This is a genomic window from Microbacterium trichothecenolyticum, from assembly GCF_030818955.1.
In the GTDB taxonomy this organism is placed as follows: Bacteria; Actinomycetota; Actinomycetes; order Actinomycetales; family Microbacteriaceae; genus Microbacterium; species Microbacterium trichothecenolyticum_B.
The window spans coordinates 3,523,474-3,540,895 of record NZ_JAUTBF010000001.1 but is presented as its reverse complement, the minus strand read 5'-3'; the positions used below and the strand labels follow the sequence as shown (position 1 = coordinate 3,540,895).

General features: G+C 68.8%; 15 protein-coding genes. 7 read left to right on the top strand and 8 right to left on the bottom strand.

Annotation, left to right across the window (positions count from 1 at the left end):
* Window positions 1-105: 105 nt before the first annotated feature.
* The 5 genes from QE412_RS16665 to QE412_RS16645 are packed head-to-tail and all read right to left on the bottom strand — an operon-like array spanning window position 106 to window position 5,508.
* Window positions 106-1,203, bottom strand: a complete 1,098-nt coding sequence (locus QE412_RS16665; RefSeq protein ID WP_307486551.1) for an ABC transporter permease — start codon at window positions 1,201-1,203, stop codon at window positions 106-108.
* A gap of 13 nt (window positions 1,204-1,216) precedes the next feature.
* Window positions 1,217-2,722, bottom strand: a complete 1,506-nt coding sequence (locus tag QE412_RS16660) for a sugar ABC transporter ATP-binding protein (protein WP_307486550.1) — start codon at window positions 2,720-2,722, stop codon at window positions 1,217-1,219.
* Between the two features lie 27 nt (window positions 2,723-2,749).
* Window positions 2,750-3,733, bottom strand: coding sequence for a sugar ABC transporter substrate-binding protein (locus QE412_RS16655; RefSeq protein ID WP_307486548.1), 984 nt, complete (start codon window positions 3,731-3,733; stop codon window positions 2,750-2,752).
* Window positions 3,734-3,780: 47 nt separating this feature from the next.
* Window positions 3,781-4,770 (bottom strand): isopenicillin N synthase family dioxygenase, encoded by a 990-nt coding sequence (locus tag QE412_RS16650; RefSeq protein ID WP_307486546.1) that lies wholly within the window; start codon window positions 4,768-4,770, stop codon window positions 3,781-3,783.
* Between the two features lie 12 nt (window positions 4,771-4,782).
* A complete protein-coding gene (locus tag QE412_RS16645; RefSeq protein WP_307486544.1) occupies window positions 4,783-5,508 on the bottom strand; it encodes an aspartate/glutamate racemase family protein in 726 nt (241 codons plus the stop codon).
* Between the two features lie 506 nt (window positions 5,509-6,014).
* On the opposite strand from QE412_RS16645, the gene QE412_RS16640 reads away from it, so the two are divergent.
* On the top strand, window positions 6,015-6,575 hold the full coding sequence (locus QE412_RS16640; protein ID WP_307486542.1) for a Dps family protein: 561 nt from the start codon (window positions 6,015-6,017) through the stop codon (window positions 6,573-6,575).
* Between the two features lie 111 nt (window positions 6,576-6,686).
* Entirely contained in the window at window positions 6,687-7,607 is a 921-nt protein-coding gene (locus QE412_RS16635) for a hypothetical protein (protein WP_307486540.1), read from the top strand.
* 77 nt (window positions 7,608-7,684) lie between these two features.
* Here the strand turns inward: QE412_RS16635 and QE412_RS16630 are convergent, their stop codons facing one another.
* The 3 genes from QE412_RS16630 to QE412_RS16620 all read right to left on the bottom strand — a co-directional run bounded on the left by QE412_RS16630 (window position 7,685) and on the right by QE412_RS16620 (window position 11,536).
* Window positions 7,685-8,032, bottom strand: a complete 348-nt coding sequence (locus QE412_RS16630) for a response regulator (protein ID WP_307486536.1) — start codon at window positions 8,030-8,032, stop codon at window positions 7,685-7,687.
* Between the two features lie 119 nt (window positions 8,033-8,151).
* A complete protein-coding gene (locus QE412_RS16625) occupies window positions 8,152-10,683 on the bottom strand; it encodes a DEAD/DEAH box helicase (protein ID WP_307486533.1) in 2,532 nt (843 codons plus the stop codon).
* Window positions 10,684-10,759: 76 nt separating this feature from the next.
* Entirely contained in the window at window positions 10,760-11,536 is a 777-nt protein-coding gene (locus QE412_RS16620; protein ID WP_307486529.1) for a hypothetical protein, read from the bottom strand.
* 89 nt (window positions 11,537-11,625) lie between these two features.
* Between QE412_RS16620 and QE412_RS16615 the strand changes: the two genes are divergently transcribed.
* The 5 genes from QE412_RS16615 (at window position 11,626) to QE412_RS16595 (ending at window position 17,332) form a co-directional block, all read left to right on the top strand.
* Entirely contained in the window at window positions 11,626-12,666 is a 1,041-nt protein-coding gene (locus QE412_RS16615; RefSeq protein WP_307486526.1) for an LLM class flavin-dependent oxidoreductase, read from the top strand.
* Window positions 12,667-13,478: 812 nt separating this feature from the next.
* Complete coding sequence (locus QE412_RS16610; RefSeq protein ID WP_307486524.1) at window positions 13,479-14,732, top strand: hypothetical protein; 1,254 nt, start codon at window positions 13,479-13,481, stop codon at window positions 14,730-14,732.
* Between the two features lie 29 nt (window positions 14,733-14,761).
* Entirely contained in the window at window positions 14,762-15,820 is a 1,059-nt protein-coding gene (locus QE412_RS16605; RefSeq protein WP_307486521.1) for a GNAT family N-acetyltransferase, read from the top strand.
* A 151-nt stretch (window positions 15,821-15,971) separates the two neighbouring features.
* On the top strand, window positions 15,972-16,562 hold the full coding sequence (locus QE412_RS16600; protein WP_307486518.1) for an RNA polymerase sigma factor: 591 nt from the start codon (window positions 15,972-15,974) through the stop codon (window positions 16,560-16,562).
* The gene (locus tag QE412_RS16595) at window positions 16,559-17,332 is read left to right on the top strand and encodes a hypothetical protein (RefSeq protein WP_307486515.1); all 774 of its coding nucleotides are present in this window, start codon (window positions 16,559-16,561) and stop codon (window positions 17,330-17,332) included. The genes QE412_RS16600 and QE412_RS16595 overlap by 4 nt, the downstream gene beginning before the upstream one ends.
* Window positions 17,333-17,422 lie beyond the last annotated feature (90 nt).

Genomic DNA, 17,422 nt, shown 5'->3' with positions numbered 1-17,422 from the left:
GAACGGCGCGAGACGGTCAGGCCGGGGTTGTCGTTTGGGTGCCGACCGGCTACAGGGGCAGGTTTCGAGCGCGCCGCCCCGGTGCGCCCTCCGCCGGTCGGCACCTCACTCGCGAGCGCTGCCCCGCGCCGCCGCGGCGACGGCTTTCGTCTGGGCGTCACCGGCCACGGGAGCCGCCGACGCGGCATCCTCCGTCCGGACGGCGGCCGCTCGGCCGCGCTGCGCCAGGACCTCCTGCAGCCGGGGGACGAAGGTCGAGCCGAGGCGGTCGAGAGCCGCGGCGAGCACGAGTGCGACGCCCGCGGACACGGTCTGCACGTACGGCGTGACGTGCAGCAGAACGAGACCGTTCTGCAGAGAAGCGAGGAAAAGCCAGGCCAGCAGCACCCCGGCGATCGACCCGCTGCCGCCCGCGAAGGCGACACCGCCGAGCAGCACGACGGTGAGGGCTTGGAACTCCAGGCCCACACCGGTCTCACCGGGCGAGACGCCGTTCAGTCGCGCCATCAGCACGATGCCGGCCAGGCCCGCGCAGGCGCTCGTGACCACGTAGAGCACGAACGGGATCGCGCGCACCCGGAGGGCGCTGAGGAAGGCCGCCTGGCGGTTGACGCCGATCGCCACGACGTGACGGCCGAACGGCGTCGCCGACAGGGTGAGGCCTCCGACCACGAACACCGCGATGGCGATCACAACGGTGACCGGCACCCCCAGCACATCTCCCGACCCGATCCACTCGGTGAGCGCGCCGATGCCGAAAATCTGATCTTGCTGCATCAGCAGGGTTCCCCCGCGCACGACCCCGAGCATGCCCAGCGTCACGATGATCGGGTTGAACCCCAGCACGACGCAGAGGAGAGCGTTGACCGTGCCGACCGCCGCCGCGACGAGCAGGGCGATACCCATCGCCGCGGCCTCCGGTACGCCGGCGCGCGTGACCAGCACGGCGGTCAGGGTCGCCGACAGCCCCGCGGTGGAGCCGATGCTGAAGTCGACGTTGCCGCTGATGGTGAGCAGGGCGAACGGCACCGCGACGATGCCGAGCGCCGCGGAGTTCTCGATCAGCGTCATGACGTTGATCGGGGTGAGGAACGCTCGCGATTGCGACACGAAGAACACCGCGAGCGCCACGAGGGCGGCCAGCAGAACGATGTTGGAGATGGTCTGGGGACGGAGCAGGAACGAGCTCAGTCGTCGGTTCACGGCGGGGTTCCCTTCACTCGCTCGCGTGCGCGAGGCTGAGGAGTCTGGCTTCGGTCAGGTCGTCGCGGCGCAGCTCGCCCGCGACCCGTCCACGCGAGAGGACGATGACGCGGTCGGCGACGCGCAGCAGTTCCTCGGGCTCGGACGAGGCGATGAGCACGCACCGTCGTCGGTCGGCGACGAATCGGTCGATGGCGTCGTAGAGCTCGCCCCGTGCGCCGACGTCGACGCCGTCGGTGGGCTCGTCGAGCAGCAGCAAGCGCACGCCCGCGTCGGGCTGGAGCCACCGCGCGATGACGAGCTTCTGCTGGTTGCCGCCCGAGAACCGGCGGGCTTCGAGGTCGCCGCGGTGCGGGCGGAGTCCGAGGAGGTCGGCGCTGCGGTCGAACGCCGTGCGTTCGCGCGCCGGTCGTCGCAGGGTGCCGCCGAGGGCGAGGGCGTCGTATCTCTCGACCAGGACGTTCTGCTGAGCGGACAGGGTCGGGAAGATGCTCTTGCGCATCCGATCGGACGGCACGAGCGCAACGCGAGCGGACAGCGCACGGCGAGGCGTGCGCGCACGGACCTCCTGACCGAACACCTCCAGCGCTCCCCCGGTCAGACGCCGCGCACCGGCGAGGGTCTCGAGCAGCTCGGTGCGGCCCGCGCCGGTGAGCCCATATAGGCCCACCACCTCGCCCGCCCCGACGTCGAGGCTGATCGGTCCCACACCGGCGGCTTCGATCTCGCGCAGACGCACCACGGACTCGTCCGCGGAGGCGGCACGTAACGGCCGCTGCGAGACGGTGAGGCTCCGCCCCACGATCGCCGCGACGACGTCTTCGCGAGTGACATCGTCGGTGCGCGCCGAGAGCACCACCTCGCCGCCGCGTAGCACGCTGATGCGGTCGGCCAGTTCAAGCGCCTCGGTGAGTCGGTGGGTGACGAGAAGCAGGGGCAGACCCTGTTCCCGCAGCACGCGCATCTGCTGAGCGAGCTCGCGCACCTCGATCTCGGTGAGGGCTGCGGTGGGCTCGTCGAGGATGAGAACCCGCGGGTCGCTGGCCAGGGCCTTGGCGATCTCGATGACCTGCAACTGCGCGTTGCCGAGGGTGCGCAGGTCGGCGCGCGCGTCGATCCGCGCACCGAGCGTGTCGAGAACACGCTGGGCGGCACGACGCATGTGCCCGCGTCTCAGGACCGGCCCCCACGTGCGCTCGCGTCCGAGATGGATGTTCGACGCGGCATCCAAGGTCAGCGCGACGCTCGGGGTCTGGTGGATGACGGCGACGCCCTCACGCTGCGCACGCTTGGGGGTGAGCCCGGTGAAGACCTCACCGCCGAGGTGAATGCGTCCCGCGTCGGGTTGCTCACCACCCGAGATGCACTTGATCAGGGTCGATTTGCCGGCTCCGTTGGCGCCCAGGAGGGCGTGGATCTCTCCGCCCTCGACGGAGAGATCCACCCCCTTCAGAACGGGCACGCCGCTGTACGACTTGCGTAGCCCCGTCACGGCGAAGCTCCGGTCAGGAGAACTCATCGGCGTACCCGTTCTTTCGTCATCCGATCACTGCCACTGCTTCAGGGCCTGCTGCAGCTCGGCGCTGCCCGGGGTGACGGGCGTGTACGTCACCTTGAACACGCTGTCTCCCGTGCCGGTCGCGGCGGCGATGGCGGAGGTGACCATGCCGCGACCGATCGAGGGCAGATCGAGAGAGGCCGACGCACGGTACGCCCCGCCCTCGGCGATCGCCTTCAGCGCTGTCTCGGTGCCGTCCATGCCCCCGAGAAACATGGTCGGGCTGTTCTTCTCGGAAAGAGCCTGGTACGCGCCGACGGTCGCGGGGTCTTCGACGGCGAGGATGCCGTTGAGGTCGGGGTACGCCTGCAGGAGGTTCTTCGACACATCGAGGCCCTCGGTCTCGGACAGGGCGTCCTGCTCGTCGACGACCTTCACCGCGGGAGCCGTCGCCGCGAGCCCGGCCTTGATGCCGTCGACACGGCCGCGCGCCCACTCGGCCTGCTGGTAACCGAGGATCGCCACGGTGCCCTGCCCGCCGAGGTTCTCGGTGAACCACTTCCCGGCGAGTTCACCGAGCACGCGGCCTCCGGCCTCCTGCTGCATGTCGATCTCACCGCTCTGGCTCTTCAGCGACGATCCGTACGTGATCCACTTCACGCCCGCGTCGACGGCGTCCTTAGCGACGCCCTCCATGACCGTGGCATCCAGGGCCACCGCCACGATCGCGGCGTACCCCTGCGGGATCCACGTCTTGATCGTCGACACCTGCTTGTCCAGATCGGAGCCCGGGTCATCGAGAACCAGCGTGTAGCCCTGCTTGGCCGCCTCCTCTTCGGCGGCCTTCATCTCGATCTGGACCGCAGGGGTCTTGGAGTAGTTGGGGAACGAGATGGCGATCGTGTGGCTGGCGTCGGTGCTCGACGACGGGTCCGAGGGGGCGGAGCAGCCCCCCAGTGCGAGAGCGGCGATGGCGAGGGCGGCTGCGGCGGCTTTGCGCACGTGACGGCGCCCGCGATGAATGCTGAACATTGTCTTCTCCTGATGCTGAGGCGAGATGGAGCGTCGGGTGGGGTCGGTCAGGCGTCGGGGATCTTGTCGCCGAAGCTCTGAGCCGTCTTCGCGGTCATGTTCTGACCGGACGTGATGGGGGCATACTTCGCGGGCCGGTCGGCATCCACCGTGGTGGGCAGGGCCTCGATGACCGTGTCGTAGTTGGGCTGGCAGAAGTACGGGAACGAAATGCGGCGCAGCCGCAGCTTGTCGGGCGACGGGTTCTGCACGCGGTGGAGGGTGGAGATCCACTCGTCGTTGGTCCACCGGGCCATGAGGTCGCCGATGTTCACGACGAACGCTCCCGGGGTGGCCGGCACGGCGATCCACTGTCCGTCGAGGAACACCTCGAGACCGCCGACCTCGTCGCGCTGGTAGAGCAGGGTCAGGCTGCCGTAGTCGGTGTGCTCACCGACGCGGATCTGACCGTCTTCGGGGATCTCGGTGATCGGCGGGTAGTGGTTGGCGAACAGGTTGCTGATGGCGCGGTCGATCCTGCTGTCGAAGTAGTTCGCGCTCAGCCCGAGCGCCTCGGCGAACAGGCTCATGACATCGCCGGAGAGCTCCCACATAGCGTCGTAGTACTCGGTCCACGTCTCGCGGAACCCGGGGACCTCGGCCGGCCAGACGTTGGGACGGAAGTTGACGCCGGCGTTCTCAGGGGCGTAATACGGGTCGCCGTCGATGCCGGCGGTTCCGATGGCGAAGAGCTCGACCAGGTCGCCCGGGCGCATGTGACCACGGGTATTCGCGAGAGAACGGGACTTGGGCGGCGTGTACCCGCGGCTGGTCGCTTTGCCGCCGACGTCGTAGCGTCGTTTGACCTCGTCGGGGAGGTCGAAGAACGCCTCGGTCACGCTGTACAGGCGGTCGAGCAGCTCCATCGGGATGCCGTGGTTCACCAGCAGCAGGAAGCCGACGTGGCGGTTCGCCTCGTCGATCTGACGAGCGATCTGGCGACGTCCGTCGGCACCGCTGCGGGCGACGGCCAGGTCGATGGTGGGGATGTTGATCATGATCGGTGGTCCTTACTGAGAGGGGGAGATCGGCCAGCCCGGACGCTTCTTGGTCCGCGGAGCCGCATAGGTCAGGTACTTGCTGGTGCTGAGGCCGAGTCCGACCAGGGACTCGGCGAGCTTCGTCGCCGCCTCGATGGAGTCGATGACGGGAACGGGGAGTTCTTCCTCGAGGTACTCGCGCAGGCCGACCATGCCGGCGCACCCGAGCACGATGACCTCGGCCCCGCGCTCGATCACGCGGTGCGCCGCGACGAGCATGGCCTTTCGGGTGGCCTCGACGTCTTCCTCGATCTCGAGCACGCCGAGGTCGGCGGCGTCGATCGCGGCACACCCGCCGAGGAGGTTCGCGGTCGTCAGGCTGTCGGAGATCTGCGCGATCGCTCGCCGCAGGGTGGTCACGACGCCGTATCGATGCCCGAGCATCAGGGCGAGGTGCGCACCCGCCTCGGTCACGTCGACGACCGGCACGGTCAGGAGCTCACGGGCCCCCTCACGTCCGTGCTCACCGAAGCCCGCCATGACGACGGCGTCGACGTCGTCGGGCAGCTGCGTCATGCGGTCGAGCACGGCGGCTGCCGTCAGGTAGCTGTCGAAGTACCCTTCGGCGGAATCCGGTCCCCAGTTCGGCTGCATGCCGATGATCACGGTTCCGGGAGCGGCGACGGAACGAGCCGTCGAGGCCATGGCCTCGGTCATGCTCGCCGTCGTATTGCAATTCATCACGACGATGTTCACGCGGGAGATCCCTCACTCGAGGTGCCCGAGCCGTCGCCGAAAAGACGCATTCCCCGAAAGGAAACGGGGTGCGTCGAATGGACCACGACGGGCGAAGAAAAAGCAGGACTCGTGCGCCGACCCACCGCCGCGCAGAGAGCGCGAGCGGTGATCGACGAGGTCAGGAGTGAGTGATGCTGCTGAGCTTCTTGGAGAGCAGAGCCATGCGGGGGCGGCGCAGAACGGCAGCACGAAGGCAGTCGGCCGTGGTGAATGTGATCTTCACGCCGTCATTCATGCTGCTCACCGCCCTTCGCGTGCGAAATTTCTCGAACTCTAGGGACGCGATGTATCGGCCATGTTTCGTCATCGAGCCTCGTCCGTAAACAGCGTTCGATCATGCTGGTGATTCTCAAGACACCTGTTGGTGATGCGCGCTAACCGTCCGCCAGGCGCATCGCAACCCCCGCCTCCGTTCGAGGCGCTCCACCTAACGTCGTAGCCGACCGCGAGTGAAAGGAACGTGCATGTCCACGACCACCAAGGACGCCCCGACCAAGAACCGCCGCCGCCCCGCCCGCGGCGGGAGCGGCGCCGAGACCACCGACGAGCAGAACGCCGAGAAGGGCTTCCAGGCGTCGGAGAAGCTCACCGACAGCCTTCAGGCGGTGCTCGTCGACCTCATCGAACTGTCTATCCAGGGCAAGCAGGCCCACTGGAACGTCGTCGGCAAGAACTTCCGCGACACCCACCTCCAGCTCGACGAGATCATCGAAGCCGCGCGAGAGTTCGGCGACGAGATCGCCGAGCGCATGCGCGCTCTGCACGCGCTTCCCGACGGCCGCAGCGACACCGTCGCCGAGACGACGACGCTGCCCGAGTTCCCTCAGGGCGAGGTCGACACCGCCGAGGTCATCGACCTCATCACCGAGCGACTCGACGCGACTGTCGGCACCGTCCGTGACGTGCACGACGACGTCGACGACGAGGACCCCACCAGCGCCGACATCCTGCACGGCGTGCTCGAGCGCCTCGAGCAGCTGTCGTGGATGGTCAGCGCGGAGAACCGCGTGGCCCGCAAGTCCTGAACCAGAACGATCACACCGGATGCCGGGGCCTCAGGGCCTCGGCATCCGTCGTTTCGGCTCGGTACCCGATAGCGTCGGAGCCGCCGGCGGCCCGCCGGGGAACGGGATCCCATGACGAACGACCAGATGCCGGACGCGCCCGCACGCCGAGAGGTCGCCTGGTTCCTGCTCGTCGGAGCGGTCGGGGCGATCGTCGGGCTGCTCCCCTGGCTGACCACCGGCCCGTTCCTGCCGCTGCAGAACCTCGAGAACACCGACGACGTCTCGCGGTTGGGGCCCTTGGTCCTCCTGCCCTTCAGCCAGTACGAGATCACGACGATCATCGTCCTGCTCGTGGTGGGCGGCGCGGCGGCCGGGATTGTGGCCCGTGCGCAGGGGTCGCGTCCGGGCCTCGTGCGGGGAACGGCGACGGTCGGAGGACTCGCGGTCGTCCAGCTCGTCGCGATCGTTCAGACCGCGCTCACCACACGGAGCGTGCTCCAGCACCGCCTGGAGTCGATCTTCTACCTCGTGCTGCTCGTCGCCGTGTGCGCCCTCGTGGTGGTGGTGTCGCTCCTCACGGCCTCTCTGCTGTCATCCGCTCCCCGCGCCGGTGCGGGAGTCGCCCTCTCAATCGGAGCCATGGCCGCGGGCATCTGGATCGGGGCATGGATGACGCTGCCCTTCACCTTCGACTCGCCGTTCTCGGCCGTCCTGCCGCTGACGTTCTTCCTCGGCCCGGCGCTGGTCGGTGCGGCCATCGCGTGGACGGGCATCGACACGGTGGGGCGGGTCGTCGCCGCGGTGATCGGCCTGGTCCTCGTGTGGGTCGTGCCGCCCCTCACGACAGCTCTCGCCTCGTCCGCCGGCAGCCGCGTGCTCGCCAACAGCCTCCCCGACATGGCCGATTACGGCGTGAGCGTCTTCTTCGCGGCGCTCTCCATGCCGGATCTCGCCCTGCCATCTCTCGCGGTCACGATCGTCGTCGCGGTCGTCGGTCTCGTCGTGCGCCGCTTCTTGAGGCGCCGCCGCGACGCCTCTCCGCGCGGCTGATCAGTCGACGCCTCGCGCTCCGGATGCCAGGGCCTGCGTCTCGGCATCCGCCCCGCCCGTGATGGTGCCGGCGAGGATCACCCGCGGGCGATCAGGAAGGGCGGCCGCGGGCCTTCGAGGCGCGCGATCGCGATCTTGACCTCGGCGAGCGACGTGCCCACGGCGGTGAACCGCTCGTCGGTGCTCGCCTCCATGCGGTCGAACCGCTCATCCATACGGTCGAACCGCTCGTCCATGCGGTCGAACCGCCGATCCATGCGGTCGAAGCGTGCCTCCATGAGCGCGAAGCGCTGGTCCACACGATCGAATCGGGCGTCGGTACGCTGCTCGACCCGCCCCAGCATCCACTTCATGCCGCCGAGCAGGGTGACGGACGTCGACACGAGAAGCCCGACGGCTGTGGCGATGAGCGGCAGGGACTCCATGTCGGCCTCCTTCTCCGAGCAGGGGATGCGACCGACTGTAACCGTCTCCGTGGGGTTTCACCGGGACGCGTCCATGACCCGTGCAGAACTTCACCCATCCGCCGGATGGGGAGGAGCGCTCAGAGCCGCAACACCTCGGTGACCCGCACGACCGCCGTGCCCTCCTCCTCGGAGGCCGCGAGGTCGACCTCGGCGCGGATGCGCCAATCGTGGTCGCCCTCGGGGTCGTCGATCGTCTGCTCGACCCGCCAGACGCCCTCCGACGCCACGGACTCGTCGATCTCGACCAGCGCCGACGAGCGCGCCGCTCCCCCGGTGCCGATCGCGTCATGTTCGTCGAAGTAGCTGTCGAGCACGCCGGGCCAGTCGACGTCCGGGTCCAGCTCGACGAGCTCGTCGTCCTTCTGCAGGGCGGCGAGCTGGACGCGGCGGAACATCTCGTTGCGCACGAGCACGACGAACGCGCGCCGGTTGGTGAGGATCGACGGCGGCGCCGGCGGCACCACGGGAGCCGATGGGTCGTCGGCCGGATTGATGAGCTGCTCCCACTCGTCGACGAGGCTGGAGTCGACCTGCCGAACGAGCTCGCCGAGCCACGCGATGAGGTCGAGCAGGTCGGGCGTCTGCGCGTCGACCGGCACGGTCTGGCGGATCGCGCGGTACGCGTCGCTGAGGTATCGCAGCACGAGCCCTTCGCTACGGGCGAGCTGGTACAGCGACACGTACTCGCCGAACGAGCACGCCCGCTCGAACATGTCGCGCACGACCGACTTGGGCGAGAGCTCGAAGTCGCGGATCCACGGCTGGCTCGACGCGAACACCTCGTACGCCTGCGCGAGGAGCTCGTCGAGCGGCTTCGGCCAGGTGATCTCCTCGAGCAGCTCCATGCGCTCGTCGTACTCGATCCCCTCGCGCTTCATCGCCGCGACCGCCTCGCCGCGCGCGCGGAACTGCTGCTGCGACAGGATCGGGCGCGGGTCGTCGAGCGTCGCCTCGATGACGCTGACGACGTCGAGCGCGTAGTGCCCGGTGCCCAGGCTGCCGCCGGGGGCCGTGGCATCCGGTCCCCTGCCGAGTTCGACCTCGGGGTCGAGCATCTCGATCGCGGCGAGCGCGAACGGCGACAGCGGCTGGTTGAGCGCGAAGTTCGGCTGCAGGTCGACGGTGAGCCTGATGCCGTCCGGCCCGGCCTCGACCACGCCCGCCTGAACGAGGGTGCGGAAGATCGCGAGAGCGCGGCGGGCGAGGTCGTACTGGCGCGCGCGGGGCTCGTGATTGTCGAACACGAGCGAGCGGACGTTGCCGAAGACATCGCCGCCGCGTGCGATGACGTTGATGAGCATGGCGGCCGACAGCTTCATCTGCGGCGTCAGAGGCTCGGGCTCGGCGGCGACGAGACGGTCGTAGCTCTGCTCGGTCCAGTTGACGAAGCCCTGCGGCGCCTTCTTGCGCACGATCTTCTTCTGCTTCTTGAGGTCGTCGCCGGCCTTGAGGATCTGCGCGGCGTTCTCGATCTCATGATCCGGCGCCATGACGACGACCGTTCCCGCCGTGTCGTAGCCGGCCCGCCCCGCGCGGCCCGCGATCTGGTGGAACTCGCGCGCGGTGAGCTGGCGCATGCGCGTGCCGTCGTACTTCGTCAGCGCCGTCATGAGAACGGTGCGGATCGGCACGTTGATACCGACGCCGAGGGTGTCGGTGCCGCAGATGACGCGCAGGAGCCCGCGCTGCGCGAGCGTCTCGACGAGCCGGCGGTAACGGGGCAGCATGCCGGCGTGGTGCACGCCGATGCCGGCGCGCACGTAGCGCGACAGCGTCTTGCCGAAACCGGTGGTGAAGCGGAAGCCGCCGATCGCCTCGGCGATCTCGTCGCGCTGCTCGCGTCCGATGATGCGGATCGACGACAGCGCCTGCGCCCGCTCCATCGCTGCCGCCTGCGAGAAGTGCACGACGTAGATCGGCGCCTGGCGGGTGTCGAGCAGCTCCTGCACCGTCTCGTGCACGGGGGTGCGGGCGTACTCGAAGTGCAGGGGAACGGGACGCTCGACGCCGGTCACCCGCGCCGTCGGCCGGCCCGTGCGGCGCGACAGGTCGTCGGCGATGTCGGTGACGTCGCCGAGGGTTGCCGACATGAGGATGAACTGCGCCCGCGTCAACAGCAGCAGCGGCACCTGCCACGCCCACCCACGGTCGGCCTCGCCGTAGTAGTGGAACTCGTCCATCACCACTTGGGCCACCTCGGCATCCGCTCCCTGCCGCAGGGCGAGGTTCGCGAGGATCTCCGCCGTGCAGCACACGATCGGCGCGTCCGCATTGACCGAGGAGTCCCCCGTGACCATCCCGACGTTCTCGGCGCCGAAGATGTCGACGAGCGCGAAGAACTTCTCGCTCACGAGCGCCTTGATCGGCGCCGTGTAATAGGTGCGGCCGCCCCGGGCGAGGGATGCCGCGTGCGCGGCCACGGCGACGAGCGACTTGCCCGTTCCGGTCGGGGTCGACAAGATGACGTTCGCGCCCGACACGATCTCGATGATCGCCTCGTCCTGCGCCGGGTAGAGCGTCAGGCCCCGCGAGGCCGCCCACTCGACGAAGCCCAGGTACACGGCATCCGGGTCGCTGCCGGCGGGCACGTGCTCGAGGAGGGAGGGCATTGCTCCACCCTCTCATCCGAGCGGCAGGCGAGTCCTCCGACAGGCGTGAAAGCGCGGGGCCGGGTGGACCCACCCCTCACCGCGCGTCGGTGAAGACGCCGATGTCGTCGCCGTCGCGCACGAACTGCACGGCGCTACCGACCGGGAAGCGCGCACGGAACTCGGCGGGGAACGAGGAGGTCACGACGAACTCCACGGTCGCCGGGAACGGGCCCGCGCCGCACCCGCCCGATCGCACGCCGCTACTGCGCCGGGTGCTGTCGGCATCTTTGAGGGCTACGGTGTCGGCGAGCAGCAGGCAATCGGCCCGGCTGCCCTCCGAGTCGATCTGCGTGGAACCCGCGAAAGCCGTCAATCCGTAGTAGTCGGCGTACCCGATGGTCTGCTCCGGGTCGAAGCCGAGATAGCCCGCCGCGTCCAGCTCCACGTCGGGCGCAGGTGTCAGGGCATCGACCTGAGCGGTCCCCGTCGCGCGGTCCACCGCCGTGAACGACGTGCCCGCGGCGGTCGCGGCGCTGGCCACCGCCGCGACAGCGGCGAGGGCGAGCGCGGCGACCCAGATCCGACGACGCGTACGCAGCAGGGGAACGGGATGCGCGGCGGGCGTCGGGTCTTCAGCATCCGGGATCGTGTCCGTCGGCGCGGCGGTGCGCACGGACTGCGCCGACGGTGGTGCCTCGCCGTCGCGGGCGTCGGCAACAGCAGCCCCCTGCGCGCGTTCGCGCTCCTGCTTCTCGAGGTCCTCGAGATCCCACAGGCGCGCCCACGCGCGAGGGTCGCTCTCGATATCGCCGCCAGGTCCATACGCCCGCGCGCGCAGACGCTGCAGTTCTTCGCGCACGTCATCGTCCATCCCTGAATGGTTCCACATGGCCGACACCGCGGGGTCGTCGATCGGTACATGCACGGGAATAGATCTCGCGCAGAGGCGTTGCATCGGACATGCGCTCTTTCGGCACCCTCTCCTTCGGCCACTACGGCCCCCTCGGCGGTGGTCATCACCTGTCCGCCGGCGACTCGATGCTCCAGGCAATCGACCTCGCCCAGGGCATGGACGACCTGGGAGTCAACGGCATCTCGTTCCGCGTGCACCATTTCGCCCGCCAGCAGGCCGCCCCCATGCCGCTGCTCGCCGCCATCGCCGCACGTACCTCTCGCATCGAAGTCGGGACGGGCGTCATCGACATGCGATACGAGAACCCCCTCATGCTCGCCGAGGAGGCGGCATCCGTCGACCTCATCAGCGGCAACCGGCTCGCGCTCGGCGTGAGCCGGGGGTCACCCGAGACGGTCGTGCGCGGCTACGAGGCGTTCGGCTACACAGGGTCGCAGGACCCGCGGGGTGCCGACATCGCCCGCGACCACTTCGACCTGTTCCTGCGCGCCATCGACGGCGAAGGCCTCGCCGAACGCGATCCGCACAGCCCGTTCGGCGGCGGCACGGGGCTGCAGCGTATCGAGCCGCACTCCCCCGGTCTGAGACAGCGCGTGTGGTGGGGCGCCGGCACGACCGCGACCGCCGAGTGGGCCGGTCGCCTCGGCATCAACCTCATGTCGTCGACGCTGCTCACCGAAGCCGACGGCACTCCCTTCGACATCCTCCAGGCGCAGCAGCTCGACGCGTTCCGCGCCGCGTGGCGCGAGGCCGGGCACGCGGGCGAGCCCCGCACCTCGGTCAGCCGCAGCATCTTCCCCATCGTCAGCGAGGAAGACGAGCTGTACTTCGGCGGCTCCGCGGGCAGCGACCAGATCGGCGTGATCGACGGCATGCGCTCGACGTTCGGTAAGACCTATGCAGCCACCCCCGACAAGCTCGTCGAGCAGCTGCAGAACGATGCCGCAGTGATGAGCGCCGACACCCTTATGCTGACGATCCCGTCGCAGATGGGTGTCGAATTCAACCTCCGCCTCGTCGAGAACTTCGCGCGGCACGTCGCTCCGTCGTTGGGTTGGGTGCCCAACAACGCATCAATCATGGTCTAGACGTACGGTGCGGTCCTGATCTTCAAGACGTGAGGGAGGCTGGAGCACTCACCCTTCGATTTCGTCGACGGATGATCATGGAACCTCCACCCGTGACGGCAACTGCCAGCCCTGCGAGAATCGGCGGCACAGGGGAACCCGCACCGAGGACCGACACGGAGATCCAGAGGGCCGCGAGGATGGTCAGTACCACGGCCATCAGAATGATCCACTGTTTCATGTGCCACCTCCTGGTCGTTCACACAAGCTACTTCATCCTCGCGGGCGGCGACCCTCCTGAGAAACCCCCGCAAGACCGCAACCGCCATTCTGGCTATCGGTATCGCCCAGCGGAGTCCGGATCGGTGACGCTAGAACAGTTCCACACAGCGCTCGACGCAAGCAGTGTCCCGCGCTCAGCCATCGAACACGACGGAGCCACTTTCTACGAGTACCACTTCGCGGAAGGGGATTTCGCTTTCCCTTGCGAAGAGACTTCCGTGGCACCTCGACGCACGTCAGCCGAGTATCGGGCATGAATCGTCACTGACCTCCTCGATCTCGATGACCCCCGGCGCACGGTCCCTCTACGCTGAGTGCGGGGAGCCGCGCGGCCCGAACCGCCCGGGTGCATCACCCCTTCATCGGTCGACGTCGACATCGCATCGGGAGGGGACTCGAGTGGACGTCTCACGTCGCACGATCATGCTCGGCGCCCTCGGCGTCGTGGGCCTCGGTGCGGGGTGCGCCGCGGTCGGCACCGCGATGCTGCAGGGAGCGCCTCACGCCCCCGTGACGACGGCCTCGCACACAGCTCCCGGCCCACGGCCTCGGTGACGCCCACCGCGAGCGCGGAAGACCTCGACCTGCACGTCTGGGACTCCGTCTACCGCCCCCAGTCGCGCTTCGACGAGGTTACGCTCCAGGTGGTGGGCGGCGTCCTCCCCGCCGGCCTGGCCATCTCGGGGTCTGCGTTGGTGGGACGCCCCACGGCGACCGGTCCCTATGCGTTCGACATCGAGGTCGGGCACCGCAAGGAACGTCGACGCCGATCGTTCGCGGGTACGGTCGGCGAGATCAAACGTGACCTCAGCGTCTCGCTGAGCCTCGACGCGACGACACCGCTGACGGTCACCGCGCGGGAGCTCGACCGCATCGCGCGCCTCGGCGCGAACGCGGCGCTCGTCGTGCTCTGCTACATCTCCGATCCCACCTCGACCACCTTCAGGCGGGTGTCCGACGAGCGCATCGAAGCCGTCTTCGCCCTCGCGAAAAGCCGCGGCGTACGGATCACGCTCGTGAAGCCGCACATCGCCACAGAGAAGGACGGCGACGGGTTCTATCGCGCGAACTACGTGCCGTCCTCCCTCGACGACTTCTTCGTCAACTGGGGCGCGCAGCTGACGCACTTCGCTCAGCTCTGCGCGGACAACGACGTGGAGTACCTGTCGGTCACCTGCGAGCAGCCCTACCAGACGGCGGCGGAGCACTACGCACGATGGGTGCCGATGCTGGCGCAGCTGCGCGCCGCGCAGCCCGGGGTCAAGCTCACCGCCGCCTTCACCACCCTCGAGCTGTTCCTGCTGTACACCTACTGGCTCCCGCAGAAGACGCCGCACATGGCGCAGCTGCTCGACGTGTTCGGCATCAACTCGTGGATCCGCCTGACCGACAAGATCTACACCCCCGAGGCGCCGAACATCACCGTCGACGAGCTCGTCGCGGGGTGGCGCGGGGCGGGCGGGCTGACCGACGACCATCTCGGCAAGCTCGAGACGGTCTGCGACCAGTTGCAGATCCCATTCCTCATCACCGAGGTGGGGATGCAGCCGCGTGTCGACGGTCTCGCGCTGCAAGAAGGTAGCAGCCCACCCACGGGCGATCCCGACCACGAGGTGCAGGCGCTGCTGTACTCGTCGGTCCTGCGCGCCCCCCTGCAATCGCGCTGGTGCACGGGCGCATCCATCTGGCACATGCGCGCCCCGTTCGCGTTCGGCGACGTGTACCACGACACTCTCTTTCCCGGCGAGAGAGTGCTGATGGATGCCATCACCCAGTCGCCCGCGCTCGCGTCCAAGACGTTCTGACCCGCCGAGCTGCGCCTACGGTGGGGGGCATGAGTCTGCGCCTGACACTCCTCGACGCCGCCGGAGCAGACCGCGAGAGTCTCGTCGCGTTCCTCACCCGTAATGCCTTCCCCTTCCATGTGCGTGTCCGGCCGACAGCGGCGGAGGTCCATGAGGCGATCGACGCCGGAGCGTGGGGCGATGAGACGACCGAGAGCCTGTGGATCGACGACGACGAGCGGGGTCGCGTGGGCCTGATGCGTCTCGACGATCTCGCCGACGCGACCGCGATGGTCGACCTGCGTCTCGCTGAGGCGTGGCGTGGACACGGCCTCGGCGCGAGAGCCCTGTCCGCGGCCGTGGACCGAGTGTTCCGCGAGCGGCCCGCCGTGATCCGCTTCGAGGGCCAGACGCGCGAGGACAACCATGCGATGCGCCGCACCTTCGATCGCTGCGGGTGGGTGCAGGAGGCGTATTACCGCGACGGGTGGCCGGTCGACGGGGCCGAACCAGTGGCATCCGTCGCCTACAGCGTGCTGCGCCGAGACTGGACGGGCCACGAGGGGGGTCGTGCACGAGTGAGTGATGCACGGACGCCACGGGATTTCCCCGACGCACGGGCAGCCGTCGTGACAGCACCGGCCGTGACGGTACGCACCGCCGTGTTCCCGCGCGACACGGACGTCGTCTCCGCCCTGGTCGGGGCGTACCTGCGCCAGACGGAGAGGGAGAAGGTCGAGCGGGGGCTGACTGCGGCGGACGCACCGCTTCCCGAGCGGTACGCGCGCGAGATCGCCGAACCGGCCACCGCGTTCCGCGACAGCCGCGTGCTGATCGCCTCGGTCGGCGCAGAAGACTGCGGCATGGTGGTCGTCGCCACATCACCGACGGCGACCGACATCTCGCGCCTGTGGACGACGCCGCGCGCCCGCGGGCACGGCGTGGGAGCGACACTCGTCGCCGCCGCGGTCGACGGTGCCGTGCCGCCCGTGCGCCTGTCGGTGTGGGACTGGCGCGAGCCCGCCACCCGGCTCTACCGTCGGTTCGGCTTCGAGCCCGTGCCCTCATGGGACGATCGGGCGGGGCTCGTGTGCCTCGAGCGACGGTGAGCGGGGTGCTCGGGTGGGCGGGGTGCTCGGACGCTGAGGGGCGTCAGCACTCGACACGCTGTCTTGCTGCGCGGGCAAAGACGTTCGATCGGGCCAGCAGACGAGACCCGTCGTACCGTAACGCTGCGAGGCAGCCCGGACACTACTGAGTATGGACGCGACCGAGAGTGGTGACGCAGAGACGTGGGAGCGAGGCTCTTCCGGAGATGGCGCGGCATTCGGGCTGATCTTCGATCGGCATCGCGCCCGCGTCTTCAGACACGCGTACCGTCTCCTGGTCGACACCCACGATGCCGAGGACGCAACAGCGATCGCGTTCCTTGAGCTGTGGCGTCGACGCGGGTCCGTGCGACTCATCGAGGGGTCGGTCCTTCCTTGGCTGCTGGTCACCACGACCAACACCGCACGGAACCTCACCCGAAGCCGCCGCCGCTACCGCGCCCTGCTCGACGCTCTTCCTCATGGAGAACATCACCGGTCAGCGGAGGACGTCGCTCTGAGCGACGAACTCGCAGACCAGCGCCTCGCTGAGGCGTTGGCGCGGCTCTCCCCGCCCGACCTACACCTGGTCACGCTCGTGATGATCGAGGGTTACAGCCCTACCGATGCCGCACCCGTGCTCGGGTTGAGCGCCGGCACGACCCGGACAAGGCTGCACCGTGCGCGGACCGCCCTGCGCGAACACCTCGGGCATCCCACCCTCGACCTGTACCTCCAGGCAACGCTAGGAGAACCGTCATGACCGTCCCGCAGATGAGCGACGACTTCGCCGGCGCCTTCCGAACCGCTCTCATTGACCACATCGACACTGCCGCCCGGGTCACATCGACACGGCGCCGGTGGTGGCTCGGCGGAGGAGTCACAGCCCTCGCCTTGTTCGCCGGCACCGCGACCGCCGCCGCCACCGGCCTCCTTCCCCTCCCCGGAGCGATGGAGATCACCACGATCAGCACCACGGCCACCGGCACCTTCACCGGGAGCGGTTCGCTCGATCTCGGTGCAGCTCCCGAGAACGCAAACGGCGTCGTGATCTCGCTGCGATGCCTCACCCCGGGCCACTTCAGCTTCCCTGACGGCTCGAGCCTCAGCTGCTCCTCGACCGACTTCGGAACAGGAATCGAACCGGGCATCGCACCGTCGCTCTTCCCTCTCTCAAACGTCATGGACGGCAGGGTTCAGATCACGGCATCACCGGATGCGCGCTGGTCGATGACCGCCACTTACGCGACCGCAACAACCACCGACTGGGCGATCAACGAGCAGGGGCAGAGCTACGGCGTCATCAATGAGAACGGAGACCCGGACCTCATCGCCGTCATTGCCGACGACGGCGGGCAGGGCTATGTGCGCCGGAGCGACCTCGAAGACGCCGACGGCACCACCGCGCAGCGCTCCTTCAGCTCACCGCAAGATGCCCTCGAGTGGCAGAGGCGGAACGAGGGGATCGCGCACACCATTCCCGTCTACGCCACAGACGGAATCACCCGAATCGGCGACTTCACCGTCGGCTGACCTGCTCCGTCGACGCTGCGTGAGCACCTCGCGCCCCTCGACCGGTACGCGGATGCCAAGGCGCACGCCGAGCCCTCGCCCACGGCTCGC

Excerpts from the sequence above, each read along its gene's own strand:
- QE412_RS16660 (WP_307486550.1), bottom strand. The coding sequence starts at position 2,722 with ATGAGTTCTCCTGACCGGAGCTTCGCCGTGACGGGGCTACGCAAGTCG.
- QE412_RS16655 (WP_307486548.1), bottom strand. The coding sequence starts at position 3,733 with ATGTTCAGCATTCATCGCGGGCGCCGTCACGTGCGCAAAGCCGCCGCA.
- QE412_RS16650 (WP_307486546.1), bottom strand. The coding sequence starts at position 4,770 with ATGATCAACATCCCCACCATCGACCTGGCCGTCGCCCGCAGCGGTGCC.
- QE412_RS16640 (WP_307486542.1), top strand. The coding sequence starts at position 6,015 with ATGTCCACGACCACCAAGGACGCCCCGACCAAGAACCGCCGCCGCCCC.
- QE412_RS16635 (WP_307486540.1), top strand. The coding sequence starts at position 6,687 with ATGACGAACGACCAGATGCCGGACGCGCCCGCACGCCGAGAGGTCGCC.
- QE412_RS16630 (WP_307486536.1), bottom strand. The coding sequence starts at position 8,032 with ATGGAGTCCCTGCCGCTCATCGCCACAGCCGTCGGGCTTCTCGTGTCG.
- QE412_RS16625 (WP_307486533.1), bottom strand. The coding sequence starts at position 10,683 with ATGCCCTCCCTCCTCGAGCACGTGCCCGCCGGCAGCGACCCGGATGCC.
- QE412_RS16620 (WP_307486529.1), bottom strand. The coding sequence starts at position 11,536 with ATGGACGATGACGTGCGCGAAGAACTGCAGCGTCTGCGCGCGCGGGCG.
- QE412_RS16615 (WP_307486526.1), top strand. The coding sequence starts at position 11,626 with ATGCGCTCTTTCGGCACCCTCTCCTTCGGCCACTACGGCCCCCTCGGC.
- QE412_RS16605 (WP_307486521.1), top strand. The coding sequence starts at position 14,762 with ATGAGTCTGCGCCTGACACTCCTCGACGCCGCCGGAGCAGACCGCGAG.
- QE412_RS16600 (WP_307486518.1), top strand. The coding sequence starts at position 15,972 with ATGGACGCGACCGAGAGTGGTGACGCAGAGACGTGGGAGCGAGGCTCT.
- QE412_RS16595 (WP_307486515.1), top strand. The coding sequence starts at position 16,559 with ATGACCGTCCCGCAGATGAGCGACGACTTCGCCGGCGCCTTCCGAACC.